Below are 12,964 nucleotides of genomic sequence, written 5' to 3'. Positions count from 1 at the left end.
CGACCCGGCGAGCCGGGCACGACGGGTCAGCCGGCCGCCCAGCCCTGGGCGGACAGCCAGTCGCGTACGACGGCGGCGGTGCCGGCCGGATCGCGGCGCAGGTCGTGCGTCTCACCGGGACGACTCACCACCTGCACGGCCGGTCCCGGCTCCGGCGTCCCGAACGGATCCCGGTCGCCGTTGACGACCAACGTCGGCAGGCCGGTGCCCAACTCGTCGGCGCGCGAGCGTTCCGGCCGGCCGGGCGGGTGCAGTGGAAAGGCCAGTGCGACCACGCCCACCGCGCCCACCGCACGGGCCGTCCGACAGGCCACCCGTGCGCCGCTGGAACGCCCACCGACCACCACCGTCGGCACGTCGGCGTGCCGGGCGCGCAGCTCGGCGAGCACCGCCGTCCAGGCCTCGTCGAGGTGACCTGCCGGTGCCGGCGCACGTCGACCGGCGACCCGGTACGGCTGCGTCACCCGGACCACGGCCAGGCCGGCCGCCACCGACGCGTCCCGGACCGCGAGCAGGTCGGGTGCGTCGACGCTGCCGCCCGCGCCGTGCCCGAGGACGAGCAGGGCGGTGGCCGGGCGGACCGGCAGGTCGGTGTCGATCCACGCCGGGCCGCGCGGGGTGTCGATCTCGTTGCTGGCTGGCACCGACCTATTCTGCGCCGCCGGACGGGTGTCGGGTGCGAACCGGGCCGCCGATCAGCTCAGCGGGACCAGGGCGAGCAGGCGATCGCGCACCGGCGGGCCGGCGTCGTCGATGGCGTCCGGATCAGGTTCGACCTCGCCGCGCCAGGCGACCAGCATCGCCCGTCGTTCCCGCGGCGTGGTGCCGCCCCACACGCCGTGGCAGTCACCGACGTCGAGGGCCCACGCCAGGCAGGACCCCTGCACATCACAACTGCGACACAGCGCGACGGCGGCGTCCGCCGGCTCGTTCGGTGCCGGAAAGAATGTCTCTGGATCGACGCTCTGGCAGGTTCCTCTGGTGCGCCACGCGTCGTCCTGTCGCCGTTCTCGCACGGCCCGCAGCAGTCGCGGATCTCGCCGCGCCGCTGCCACCTCGTGCGGGCGCGGCATACGTGCCCGTGTCATCCGCCCACCTCCCCCGTGGGACCGGCAAAAGCTGTGGACGTCGTCCGCCCCGTGCGGACCGACAGCCACTACCGGCGCTGTGTTCTATCGCACTTAGCAACCTCGGGACAAGGGTCTGCCGGGAACATGACTGAACAGCCAGGAGACGAATCGCGCGAACCCTGGCAAATCGGCGGCCGACTATGCGCCGCAGCGTCAGAACAGGGTCAGTTCCTGCGGTGACACCGTCGGCGCCACCGCCACCCGCGCGGTCAGCTGCGGCCCGTCGTTACGAACGTCCCCCACCGCCGCACCCACCGGCCGGATCTCCAACCCCGCCAACTGCTCCGCCGACGCCTCGGTGAGCAGCCGCCCCGGCTCCTCGGTCGGCGCGAGCCACGACGACCACCGCTCAGGCGGCAGCAGCACCGGCATCCGGTCGTGCACCTCGGCCAGGTCGCCGAGCGCCATGGTGGTCAGCACGCTGAAGGTGAGCCGGGTCTCGGCGTCGGACTCCCAGACCGACCAGATGCCGGCCAGCGCGAGCACCGAGCCGTCCCGGGGGGTCATGAAGTACGCCTGTCGTCCGCCGTCGGGCAGCCGGACCCACTCGTACCAGCCGTCGGCCGGGACCAGGCAACGGCGACGGGAGAAGGAACCGGCGTACGCCCGGCTGGTGGCCACCGTCTCCGCCCGCGCGTTGATCATCCGGGCGGCTCCCGACGGGGACCGGGACCAGTGCGGCAGCAGACCCCAGCGGCCGACGCAGAGGCTGCGGTGCCCCTCCGGGCTGACCCGGACCAGCGGCACCGGGTCGGTCGGCGCGACGTTGTGGTCCGCCCGAACCAGGCCGTTGGAGTCGTCGGAGGACTCGAACAGCGCGCTCAGCTCGCCGGAGCTCCGGGTCGTCGCGTACCTGCCGCACATGGGGCACACGCTAACGCGTCGGAGGCCCTGTCGGCTGTCCCGCCAACCGGGAGTACGAACGCCGGGTACCGCCGCCCGCCCGCCGACACGGCAGAATGTAACGGTGGGCAACCTGACCGCGACCCGGCCGCCGCAGCCGTGGACCGCACCGACCGCATCCGACCCGGTGGCGGCGACGCTGCGCCTGCCCGGTTCCAAATCGATGACTGCCCGGGCCCTGGTGCTCAGCGCGCTGGCCGCCGGCCCGTCGACGCTGGCCCGTCCACTGCGCGCCCGTGACACCGAGTTGATGGCCGCGGGCCTGCGGGCGATGGGCGCGCACGTCTCGATCAGCGACGACGAGCGCTGGCTGGTCCGACCGCACCCGCTGGCCGGCCCCGCCCACGTCGACGTCGGGCTGGCCGGCACCGTGATGCGGTTCGTGCCACCGGTGGCGGGCCTTGCCGACGGGCAGGTCACCTTCGACGGTGACCCGTACGTACGCACCCGCCCACTCGGCCCGCTGGTCGACGCGCTGCGCTCACTGGGCGTCCGGATCGACGTCACCGGCACGGGCAGCCTGCCGCTGACAGTGCTCGGCACCGGCCGGGTCACCGGCGGCGAGGTCGTGATCGACGCGTCCGCATCCAGCCAACTCGTCTCCGGGCTGTTGCTGGCAGCCCCGCGCTTCGACCGGGGCGTCGTGGTCCGCCACGTCGGGCTGCCGGTGCCCTCCGCGCCGCATCTTCGGATGACGGTGCAGATGCTGCGGGCCGCCGGCGCGGCGGTCGACGACAGCACCCCCGATGTCTGGGCCGTCGAGCCCGGCCCACTCACCGGACGCGGCTGGGACATCGAACCGGACCTCTCCGGCGCCGTGCCGTTCTTCGCCGCCGCACTGGTCACCGGCGGCGAGGTCACCTTGCAAGGCTGGCCGCACAGCAGCGCGCAGCCGGTCGAGAAACTCCGCTCGCTGCTGCAGCGGATGGGCGGCGAGGTCACCCTCTCCACCAACGGGCTGACCGTCCGTGGCACCGGCGTGGTGCACGGTCTGACCGCCGACCTCTCCGACGTCGGCGAGCTGACCCTCGTGCTGACCGCGCTGGCCATGCTGGCCGACTCGCCGTCGGTCTTCACCGGCGTCGGGCACATCCGCGGCCACGAGACCGACCGGCTCGCCGCGCTCGCGCGCGAGTTCGGCGGGCTCGGAGCGGACATCACCGAAACACCTGACGGGTTGGAGATCCGGCCCCGACCGCTGCGCGGCGGCGTCTTCCGCACCTACCACGATCACCGCATGGCGCACGCCGCCGCGGTGGCCGGGCTCGCCGTTCCGGGCATCGAGGTGGACGACGTGGGGTGTACCTCCAAGACCATGCCCGAGTTCCCGGCACTATGGTCAGCGATGGTGACCGGCAAGAGCTGACGCGAGAAGAGGACAGGTCCTGGCGACCAAACGGCGGGAGTACGACGAGGACGACGTGCGGGTCCGGCCCGGAAAGTCGTCGCGCCCACGTACGCGCACCCGCCCGCAGCACGCCGACGCGGTCGACGGGTTCGTCATCGCCGTCGACAGAGGGCGCTACACCTGTGTGCTCTCCGGGGCCGAACGCGGCGTGGTCGGCGCCGAGCTGCCCACTGTCACAGCGATGCGGGCCCGCGAGTTGGGCCGCAAGTCGGTGGTGGTCGGTGACCGGGTCAGCCTGGTCGGCGACACGTCCGGCGCGGAGGGCGCGCTCGCCCGCATCGTCCGGATCGCCGAACGTCGCTCGGTGCTGCGACGCACCGCCGACGACGACGAGACCACCGCCGAGGGTCGGCTGGAACGGGTCGTGGTGGCCAACGCGGACCAGTTGGTGATCGTGAGCGCGTTGGCCGACCCACCGCCGCGCACCGGGTTCATCGACCGCTGCCTGGTGGCTGCGTACGACGCGGACGTCGAGCCCTTGCTCTGCCTCACGAAGGCCGACCTGGCCGGGCCGGAGGAGGTGCTCGGCTACTACACCGAGCTGGAGCTGCCGTACGTGCTCAACCGCCCCGACTCTGACCTCGACGCGCTCCGCGCGCTGCTCAGCGGCAAGGTGTCGGTGCTGGTCGGGCACTCCGGCGTGGGCAAGTCGACGCTGGTCAACCGCCTCGTTCCGGACGCGCTGCGGGCGGTCGGCGTGGTCAGCGCGATCGGCCGGGGCCGGCACACCTCGACCAGCGCGGTGGCGCTGCGGTTGCCACCGGTGCCCGGGATCGACACCGACCCGGGTTGGATCATCGACACGCCCGGGATCCGCAGCTTCGGGTTGGCGCACGTCTCGGCCGACAGCCTGCTGCACGGCTTTCCGGACCTGGTCGAGGGCACCGTCGACTGCCCACCGAACTGCCCCCACACGGCCGACGAGGCCGAGTGTGGGCTGGACGCCTGGGTGGCCGCCGGTAAGGCCGACCCGCGCCGGCTGGCCTCGTACCGTCGGTTGCTCGCCTCCCGGGCCGGCGAGGGCGACTCGCGCGGCGACAGCGACCAGCGCGGCCCCGGCGAGGATGACCGGCGCGGCCCCGACGAGTGACGCGACGGGCGTGGGCTAGGTTGCCGGCATGACCGGGTACGCCGACGACCTCGCCCTCGCCCACCTGCTCGCCGACCGGGCCGACGCCATCTCCACGGCCCGGTTTCGTGCGCTCGACCTGCGCGTCGAGGCGAAGCCCGACCTGACCCCGGTCTCCGACGCGGACACCGCTGTGGAGCGGGAGATCCGCGCCCTGCTGGCCGAGCAGCGACCGGCCGACGGGCTGCTCGGTGAGGAGTTCGGCGCGCAGCCGTCCGCCGACCCGAACGGCCGCCGGTGGATCATCGACCCGATCGACGGCACCAAGAACTTCGTCCGTGGCGTGCCGATCTGGGCCACCCTGATCGCGCTCTACGACGGCGACCGGCCGGCGGTCGGCGTGGTGTCCGCACCAGCGCTCGGACGACGTTGGTGGGCCAGCGCGGGCGCGGGCGCGTACGCCGGGCCGGGCCCCACGGCCGGTGAGCGGATCGGCGTGTCCGCGGTGCGCGGGGTGGCGGATGCCAGCTTCTGCTACTCGTCGTTGAACGGGTGGGAGGAAGCCGGGCGGCTCGACGCGGTGCTCGACCTGATGCGGGACAGCTGGCGCAACCGGGCGTACGGCGACTTCTACGGCTACATGCTGTTGGCCGAGGGGGCACTGGACGTGATGGTCGAGCCGGAGTTGTCACTGTGGGACGTGGCGGCGCTGGTGCCGATCGTCACGGAGGCGGGTGGCACGGTCACGGATCTGGCCGGACAACCGGCTCCCGCCGGCGCTCCGGGCACCGACAGCAGCGTGGTCGCCACCAACGGTGTGCTGCACGCCGACATCCTCGTGCGCCTCAACCGACCAGCCGAGCGCTGACCCCCGGCAACCTCTATCCTCGCCAGGTGGTCTCCTCCGGTTGGTGCTTCCTCGCGGCGATGATCGTCGCGTACGGCTTCGCCAATCTGCTCCAGTCGGTGGCGGCGGCCCGCACCACCGTCCACCACACCTTCGATCCGAGCCTGCTTCTGCGCCTCGCCGGGCACCGGACGTACCTGGTCGGTCTCGGCTGTCAGATCGCCGGTTTCGTGCTCGCCTTCCTGGCCCGGCGGGACCTGCCGCTGTTCCTCGTGCAGGCCAGCGTGGCCGCCGGGCTCGGGGTGACCGCCATCCTCGGGGTGCTGGTGTTGAAGTGGCGGCTGCCGGCGGCGGAGGTGGTGCTGCTGGCGCTGCTCTTCGCGGGGATCACCGCGCTGGTGTTGTCCGCCCGGCCGGCGCCGTCGAAGCAGCTCGGCACCGCCGGCTCGATCGCCCTGCTGGTGGCGCTGGGCGTGATAGCGGTGCTCGGGTTCTTCGCCGTCCGGCTGCACGGGGCGCCGGGTTCGGTGGCCCTCGGCTCACTGGCCGGGCTGGCGTTCAGCTCGGCCGCTGTCGCCGCCCGGCCACTGGCATCCGCGCCGTCCGCCGAGGCGTTCCTCGCCGACCCGCTGTTCTACCTGCTGATCGCCCACTCGATAGTGGGTCAGCTGCTGCTCGGTCTGGCCATGCAGCGCGGTTCGACGACCGCCGCGGTCGCCGCGATGGACGCCGCCGGCGCGGTGCCGGCCGCGATCGTCGGCCTGCTGCTGCTCAACGACAAGATCTGGCCGGGGCGGGAGTGGCTGGCCGCGGTCGGCTTCCTGGTGACCCTGGCCGCGGTCATCGGCCTGACCCGGTACGCCGAACCGCAGCAGCACCGTTCGGTGACACGCCGTCGGGACCCCGCCATGGTCGGTGCCGGCCAGCCGGGCTGACCGTCCGGCACCGCACCACGGTTGAGGTCCCGCAGCTCCGCCGACTCACGCCTCGACCGGCTTGCGCCGGCTCACCACCCGTTCGTAGAGACGCTCCAGCGCACCGGCGGTTCGCTCCCAGGTGTAGCTGCTGCGCACCCGGTCCACAGCGGCGTGCCCGTACGCGAACCGACCGGCGTTGTCGCCGAGCAGCCGGCGCAGCGACACTCCGAGTGCCCGCACGTCACCGGGGGGCACCAGGCGGCCGGTGACCTCGTCGACGACGGCGTCCGCCAGACCGCCCATCGCGTAGCCGATCACCGGCACACCGCAGGCCATTGCCTCCAGCGAGACCCGTCCGGCCGAGGAGTAGTGCGGCGTGCAGGCGACCACGTCCGCCGACCGGTACCAGGTGGCCATCTGGTCGTGCGGCACCGCCCCGACGAGCCGTACCTGGTCGACGACGCCGAGCTGTTCGGCCAACTCGCGCAGCCGTCGCGCCTCGGCGTGGTTGACCAACTGGTCGGCCGGCGGCCCGCCGGCGATCACCAGCTCGGCGTCACCGACCAGGCGCATCGCCCGGATCAGGTCCTCCTGGCCGTGCCCGGCGGCCAGCGAGCCCACCGAGAGGATCCGGGACCGCTGTTCGCGCGGGGCCGCCTCGCCGTCGGGATGGAACAGGTCGATGTCGACGCCGGCCGGCACCAACGCGACCGAGCTGCGTTGCAGACCCATCCGGGTCAGCTCGTCGACCTCGTCGTTGGACTGGGCCACGGCGATGTCGACGGCGCGGGTCAACGCGCGCTCCAGCGTGATCCGCTGGCCCGGCCCGTCGTAGTGACCACCCAGGTGACGCAGCTGCTCGATGCCGAGCGAGTGGAACGTCTGCACCACCGGAATGTCGGTCTCCCGGACGGCGTGCGCGGCGGCCAGGCCACCGACCCAGTAGTGCCCGTGCACCACCTCGGGCCGCCAGGACCCCGACCACTCGTCGGCCAGCCAGCGGCCGACCTCCGTCACGTACGGGATCAGCTCGGCGGTGGGCAGTGGGGTGGGCGGGCCGGCGGGCACCTGGTGCACCTGGTAGCCGTCGACGTTCATCGTCGCCGGCAGCGTCGGGTCGTCCCGGCGCACGTAGAGCCGGACGTCATGGCCTCGTTCGGCCAGCTCGGCGGCGACCCTCGCGGTGTGCTGTCGGGTGCCTACCGGCGGGCCGTCGGCGTGGCGGTAGGAACTGGCGTGCGCGCAGACGAGGCCGACGCGCATGGGTCACCTCCCTGCGATCTTTCCTCGGCGGTGGTCCTCCCGGTCAGAGCGTCCCATTAACCCCGCGACGCTGAGCCGAAACCTGGCAGATCAGGAAGAGTCCCCGCGAGTGCCACCGACACTTGCGCCACGGCAAGCACACGCGACACGCGACAGCACTTCGACGATGATCGACAAGCCGTCGTCGGTGTGACCAGGCCCGGCCGGGGGTACCGCTCAGAAATGCCGCTGACCCGCAGTCTCGCCGATTCGACAGTGGTGATCACCGGTGCGTCCAGCGGGATCGGCACGGCGACCGCGTACGCGCTGGCCCGCCGTGGTGCCGCCGTCGTGCTGGCCGCCCGCAGCGAGCCGGCCCTGCTACAGGTCGCGCAGCGCTGCCGGGAGTTGGGCGGCCGGGCGCTGGTCGTACCGACCGACGTCACCGAGTTGGAGTCGGTGCGGCGGCTGGCCGACCAGGCGGCGGCCGAGTTCGGCCGGATCGACGCCTGGGTGAACAACGCCGCGGTGAGCGCGGTGGGGCTGTTCGACGAGATCCCGGTCGCCGAGTTCCGCCGGGTGCTGGAGGTCAACCTGCTCGGGACGGTGCACGGCATCAAGGCGGCCCTGCCCTACCTGGGTGCCGCCGGCGGCGGTGTGCTGGTCAACAACGCCTCGGTGCTGGCCGAGGTGGCAATGCCGTACCAGTCGGCGTACAACGCCACCAAGCACGGCATCCGTGGGCTGGCCGACACCGTCCGACAGGAGCTGCGGGTCACCGGTCGCGGTCACGTCTCCGTCTGCACCGTGCTGCCGGCCACGATCGACACCCCGTTCTTCCGGCACACCGGCAACCACAGCGGCCGGGAGCTGGTGCCACCTCCTCCGATCTACCCGCCGGAGGTGGTGGCCGAGACCATCGTCCGGCTGCTGCGCCGGCCTCGCCGCGAGGCGTACGCCGGCGGCGCCGCCCGGCTGATCGGCCTCCAGTGGCGGCTGGCGCCCGCGCTGGTCGAGCGCACCCTCGGCTGGTACGCCCACCGGACCCAGTTCGGCCCGGGCGCCCGGGTGGACAGCAGCGGCAACGTGTTCCACCCCGATGCTCAGGCGCGCCAGGACGGTGGCTGGCACGGTCGGCGGCGACAGTTGGCGCGGATGACCGCCGCGTTCGGTCTGGCCGCCGCCGGCACCGCTGTCGGCACCCTGGCGGCCATCAACCGCCGTTCCCGGTCGGACCGCTGATGGCGGATGTCGAGCGCCCGAATGCGCTGACCGTCACCGGCGCGCACAATGGGGCGATCATGTCGAGCTGTCTCGTGGAAATCGACGACTCGTCAGCGGTGGTCCGGCTGACCGGTGTGCTCGAGGCCGCCAGCGCCGAGGAGGTACGCGGCGCGCTGCTCGCCCGCCTGGCCGACCGGCCCGGCCCGGTGGTGGCCGACGTCACCGGTCTGCGGGTCGTCGACCCGGCCGGGCGGAGCGTCTTCGCCGAGGTCCGCCGGGAGGTCGCCGACTGGCCCGCCGCGGATCTGCTGCTGTGTGATCCGGCGGTCGACGGGCCCGCCCACCCGGACGCCGCGCTCGACGGTGTGCCGGCCTGGCCGACGCTCGACGGGGCCCTGGCCGCTGTGGCGGCGACACCACTGGCGGCGGTCCTCAGCGCCGAGCTAATTCCGGCGGTGGGAGCCGCCAGGCAGGCACGCGAGTTGGTCAGCACCGGTTGCGAGCGCTGGGGCATGCCGACGCTCACCGACCCGGCGTGCATCGCGATCACCGAGATGGTCAACAACGTGGTGGCGCACGCCCGGACCCCGATGACGGTTCGGCTGGCGCCCCGGGAGACCACCCTGCACCTGGCGGTTCGCGACCACTCCGCGCGTCAGCCGACGTTCGCCGGGATGTCCCCACCAGACCGGGCCGGCGGTCGGGGACTGCTGCTGATCGACACGGTGACCCGCCGCTGGGGCAGCACTGCCGTACCGGACGGCAAGGTCGTCTGGTGTGTGCTGCACCCCGACGACGAGGCCGCCTGACGGGGCTTTCGCCGTCGGCGCCCGATTCGGCGCCGTACCGTCGACTGCCGCCCGGTTACGGCGGCAGGGCAGCGGGTAGTGATCAGACATGCGCGACAACGAGTACCCGACCCCCGTGTCCGACACCGAGGCGCAAGGGCTGCCCGACACCGCCGATGACGACTCGACCGCCAACGACGACGTCCTCACCGGGCGCGAGGCGGACGGCCCGGACCCGGCCCAACTCCCCGGCGACCGGACGCCGGTGGCGGTGGACCGGTTCGGCACGACCGCCGAGGAGCAGCTCGACGGTGAGTCGTTGGACTACAAGCTCGACCGCGAGGTCTACGAGCGCCCGGCGGACGACCCGCTGGCCGGCACCATCGACCCGAAGATCGCCTTCGAGGCGGACAACCTGGAAGCCGCGGCGGAGGCTCAGCTGGACGCCGACGTGATGGATCCCGGGCCGACCTCGGACCCGAACTCACCGGTCTCCCTCTACGACCACGGTCAGCTCGGCACCGTTGCCGACGCCACGGTGGGCCGGCTGGTGGAACCCGACGAGGGGGCGCACACCGACCAGGAAACCGACTCGGTGGCGTACGACGCCGGATCGGCCGGGGGCGGGGCCACCGCCGAGGAGCTGGCCATCCACGAGACGGAGCCGCCCCGCTCGGTCTGACGTCCGCTCAGTCGTCCAGACCGCGTTCGATGGCGTACCGGGTCAGCTCGACCCGGTTGTGCAGTTGCAGCTTGCCCAGGGTGTTCTGCACGTGGTTCTGCACGGTGCGGTGCGACAGGCCGAGCCGCTGGGCGATCTGCTTGTACGACATCCCCTTCGCCACCAGCCGCAGCACCTCCGTCTCCCGTTCGGTGAGCTGGGGCGTCGCGGGTTCGGCAACGCCGGCCGGGCCGGGCCCCCGCCCCGGTCCGGCGGCCAGCCGGCGGTACTCGCCGAGCACCAGCCCGGCCAGGCCCGGAGTGAAGACCGCGTCGCCGGCCGCGGTGCGGTGCACCGCCTCCAGGAACTCGGCGGGCGCTGTCGACTTCACCAGATAACCGGTGGCCCCGGCCTTCACGGCGTCCAGCACGCTCTGCTGTTCGCCGCTGGCGCTGAGCATCAGCACCCGTACGGCGGGCAGCGCCGCGCGCAACCCCAGGATCACCTCGACGCCGGAGATGTCGGGTAGTTGCAGGTCGAGGACGACGACGTCGGGCCGGGCGGCGGCGGCCACGCGGATGGCCTGTCGTCCCTCGCCGCTGGTCGCCACCACCAGGAAACCGGCCTCGGTCAGGTCGCGGGCCACGCCCTCCCGCCACATCGGATGGTCGTCCACCACCATCACCCGGACCGGGTTCGCCGCCGTCACCTCGGCACGCTCAGCTCGATCTCGGTGCCCGCCTCGGGGGCGGACACGATCCGCACGGTGCCGCCCACGTCGACCACCCGTCCCCGGATCGACTGGGTCACGCCGAGCCGACCCTGGGCGGCCGCCTCGTCCAGCCGGCCATCCGGAATGCCCGGCCCCTCGTCGCGGATCGACACGGTCACCGTCGCCCCCTCGTCCTCGATCAACACCCAGGCCCGCCCGCCGGCGTGCCGCCCCACGTTGTCCAGGGCCGCGCCGGTCGCGGCGGCCAACTCCGCGGCCACCCGTCGGGGCAGCGGCACCGGGCTGGCCGGGGCGGAGAGCGCCACCGCCGCCGAGGCGTACCGGCCGAGCATGGTCCGCAGGTCCACCGCCTCGCCGCCGTCCGGGAGGCTCGCGGCGGCCGGGCCGGCCCCGGCGATCAGCGCCCGCAGAGCAACCTCCTGCTCACCGGCCAGTCGGGCCAGTTCGCCGGCCTCCCCGGGCAGGTCGGCGCCGCGCCGCTGCACCAGCGCCAGCACCTGGAGCACCGAGTCGTGAATGTCCCGGGCCAGCCGCTCCCGCTCCCGGGTGGCGGCCTCCAGCTCCACCGCGCGCTGCAACCGCTCCTCGGCGCTCACCGCGAGCCGGGCCACGTGCCCGACCACCACCCCGGCGAGCAGCATCAGGATCACCCCGGTGAACGAGGACTGACCGATGCGCTCCCGGGTGGCCAGGTCCGCGCCGGCGACCAGCAGCGCGGCGACGGTGCCCCGCCGCCGGCCACCGGAGACGGCCCAGGCCAGCACCGGGCCGGCCATCCAGGCCACCCCCAGGGTGGGTACGCCGTGGGCGAGCGCCGTCCGGCCCACCACCCACGGGGTGGCCAGCACGATGGCCACCACCACCCCGAGGTCGGCCAGCAGCAGCGGCCAGCGCCGCCAGGCCGGCCGGGCGTACCCGACCGCTGTCGCGCCGGTCCAGGCGATCATCAAAATGATCAGGGCACCGACGGCGTACGGGTGGGCGTACCGGTCGGCGTCGCGCACCGCGAGCACGCAGACGTACGCCAGGGAGGCCAGTCTGAACACGGTGAGCGCACGCCACAGCGGCACCTCGAACCCACCCGGCGGCGACGGCATGGCGGTCAGGATGCCACAACCGGGCCGGCACACGGCGAGCAGCGAGTGCGGTTCAGGAAACCCTGACGTACGGTGGAAAAGCCGCGAATTACTCCGAGATGTGCCGCCGGGACGGGCCCATGACAAACGCAGATCCGCACGCACCGCGTACGGTTGTGCCCATCGAACCTGCCCTCCTGATCGCCGAAGCCTTTGACCAGGCCCAGGTGACCGAGATTCGACACTCGGTCACCTCCTGCGCGCATGCCTCCGGCCTCAGGGGCCAACGGCTGGACGACTTCGTGCTCGCGATCAACGAATTGATCACCAACGCGGTGCGGCACGGCGGCGGGCGCGGCTGGCTGCGACTCTGGCACGAGTCGGGTGCGCTGGTCTGCGAGGTCGCCGATCACGGGCACGGGATCAGCCCACAACGACTGGGCGACCGCAGTCGGCCCGCCCCGGACACCGCCGGCGGCTGGGGCCTGTGGCTGGCCCGCGAGCTGACCGACGCGATGGAGGTGGTCACCGGCACCGCCGGCACCACCGTCCGCATAACCACCGGCCTAACCAGTCACAACCACACCCCGCACTAACCCGACCCGCCCCACCCCCGGCCCGACCGCCCCGGCCTCACCCCGCCCCGCCCTGCCCCGGCCCGCCCCGCCCTGCCCCGGCCCGCTCCTGCCCCGGCCCGCTCCGGCCCGCCCCGCCCTGCCCCGGCCCGCTCCTGCCCCGGCCCGCTCCGTCGATCATGGAGTTGTGGTGGGGGACAAAGCCCTCGAATGACGCCAAACCAGGCACCATAACTCCATGATCCACCGGGTCTGGCCGCGATCTTGCACTTACTGTCCCGACATCCGTGGCATTCCACGCTTCTCGACAACCGAAACTGCAAGACGCTTCTATGTACGTGGTGATCGGTTCGGCTGGTTGCCGCTAGGTTCGGCGTCGATGATTGCTTGG

14 protein-coding genes are annotated in these 12,964 nt (G+C 73.1%); 8 read left to right on the top strand and 6 right to left on the bottom strand.

What is annotated here, in order from left to right; genetic code table 11:
* Positions 1-26: 26 nt before the first annotated feature.
* From ACLQ3F_RS20225 to ACLQ3F_RS20215, 3 genes are all read right to left on the bottom strand, one after another.
* Positions 27-644: an alpha/beta hydrolase family protein gene (locus ACLQ3F_RS20225; protein WP_357202983.1), complete on the bottom strand. Its 618-nt coding sequence runs from the start codon at positions 642-644 to the stop codon at positions 27-29.
* Between the two features lie 51 nt (positions 645-695).
* Entirely contained in the window at positions 696-1,088 is a 393-nt protein-coding gene (locus tag ACLQ3F_RS20220; RefSeq protein WP_091406097.1) for a WhiB family transcriptional regulator, read from the bottom strand.
* Positions 1,089-1,283: 195 nt separating this feature from the next.
* Complete coding sequence (locus ACLQ3F_RS20215; RefSeq protein WP_425850771.1) at positions 1,284-1,994, bottom strand: SOS response-associated peptidase; 711 nt, start codon at positions 1,992-1,994, stop codon at positions 1,284-1,286.
* 103 nt (positions 1,995-2,097) lie between these two features.
* Here ACLQ3F_RS20215 and aroA point away from each other — a divergent pair, with 103 nt between their 5' ends.
* Genes aroA through ACLQ3F_RS20195 form a run of 4 tightly spaced genes read left to right on the top strand, consistent with a single transcriptional unit; the run spans position 2,098 to position 6,292 of the window.
* On the top strand, positions 2,098-3,399 hold the full coding sequence (aroA, locus tag ACLQ3F_RS20210) for a 3-phosphoshikimate 1-carboxyvinyltransferase (protein ID WP_425850768.1): 1,302 nt from the start codon (positions 2,098-2,100) through the stop codon (positions 3,397-3,399).
* A gap of 55 nt (positions 3,400-3,454) precedes the next feature.
* Positions 3,455-4,531 (top strand): ribosome small subunit-dependent GTPase A, encoded by a 1,077-nt coding sequence (gene rsgA, locus ACLQ3F_RS20205; protein WP_355008164.1) that lies wholly within the window; start codon positions 3,455-3,457, stop codon positions 4,529-4,531.
* Between the two features lie 28 nt (positions 4,532-4,559).
* Positions 4,560-5,378, top strand: coding sequence for a histidinol-phosphatase (gene hisN / locus ACLQ3F_RS20200; RefSeq protein WP_357202993.1), 819 nt, complete (start codon positions 4,560-4,562; stop codon positions 5,376-5,378).
* Positions 5,379-5,437: 59 nt separating this feature from the next.
* Positions 5,438-6,292 carry a hypothetical protein gene (locus ACLQ3F_RS20195; protein WP_425851040.1) on the top strand — a complete coding sequence of 285 codons (855 nt, stop codon included), beginning with the start codon at positions 5,438-5,440 and terminating at the stop codon, positions 6,290-6,292.
* A gap of 45 nt (positions 6,293-6,337) precedes the next feature.
* Here the strand turns inward: ACLQ3F_RS20195 and ACLQ3F_RS20190 are convergent, their stop codons facing one another.
* The gene (locus tag ACLQ3F_RS20190) at positions 6,338-7,537 is read right to left on the bottom strand and encodes a glycosyltransferase (protein WP_355008166.1); all 1,200 of its coding nucleotides are present in this window, start codon (positions 7,535-7,537) and stop codon (positions 6,338-6,340) included.
* A 222-nt stretch (positions 7,538-7,759) separates the two neighbouring features.
* Between ACLQ3F_RS20190 and ACLQ3F_RS20185 the strand changes: the two genes are divergently transcribed.
* The 3 genes from ACLQ3F_RS20185 to ACLQ3F_RS20175 all read left to right on the top strand — a co-directional run bounded on the left by ACLQ3F_RS20185 (position 7,760) and on the right by ACLQ3F_RS20175 (position 10,210).
* Positions 7,760-8,758, top strand: a complete 999-nt coding sequence (locus ACLQ3F_RS20185) for an SDR family oxidoreductase (RefSeq protein WP_425850764.1) — start codon at positions 7,760-7,762, stop codon at positions 8,756-8,758.
* The gene (locus tag ACLQ3F_RS20180) at positions 8,758-9,549 is read left to right on the top strand and encodes an ATP-binding protein (RefSeq protein WP_425850762.1); all 792 of its coding nucleotides are present in this window, start codon (positions 8,758-8,760) and stop codon (positions 9,547-9,549) included. The genes ACLQ3F_RS20185 and ACLQ3F_RS20180 overlap by 1 nt, the downstream gene beginning before the upstream one ends.
* A gap of 88 nt (positions 9,550-9,637) precedes the next feature.
* Positions 9,638-10,210: a DUF5709 domain-containing protein gene (locus ACLQ3F_RS20175; RefSeq protein WP_099848385.1), complete on the top strand. Its 573-nt coding sequence runs from the start codon at positions 9,638-9,640 to the stop codon at positions 10,208-10,210.
* Between the two features lie 7 nt (positions 10,211-10,217).
* On the opposite strand, the gene ACLQ3F_RS20170 is transcribed toward ACLQ3F_RS20175, so the two are convergent.
* Positions 10,218-10,871 carry a response regulator gene (locus tag ACLQ3F_RS20170; protein WP_425851039.1) on the bottom strand — a complete coding sequence of 218 codons (654 nt, stop codon included), beginning with the start codon at positions 10,869-10,871 and terminating at the stop codon, positions 10,218-10,220.
* Positions 10,872-10,894: 23 nt separating this feature from the next.
* Entirely contained in the window at positions 10,895-12,019 is a 1,125-nt protein-coding gene (gene macS / locus ACLQ3F_RS20165) for a MacS family sensor histidine kinase (protein ID WP_425850760.1), read from the bottom strand.
* A gap of 119 nt (positions 12,020-12,138) precedes the next feature.
* On the opposite strand from macS, the gene ACLQ3F_RS20160 reads away from it, so the two are divergent.
* Entirely contained in the window at positions 12,139-12,594 is a 456-nt protein-coding gene (locus tag ACLQ3F_RS20160; protein WP_425850759.1) for an ATP-binding protein, read from the top strand.
* Positions 12,595-12,964 lie beyond the last annotated feature (370 nt).

This window comes from Micromonospora sp. DT15 (assembly GCF_049841475.1).
In the GTDB taxonomy this organism is placed as follows: domain Bacteria; phylum Actinomycetota; class Actinomycetes; order Mycobacteriales; family Micromonosporaceae; genus Micromonospora.
Note: the sequence above shows the minus strand (reverse complement) of the source record. Positions and strands in the feature narration are given on the sequence as shown.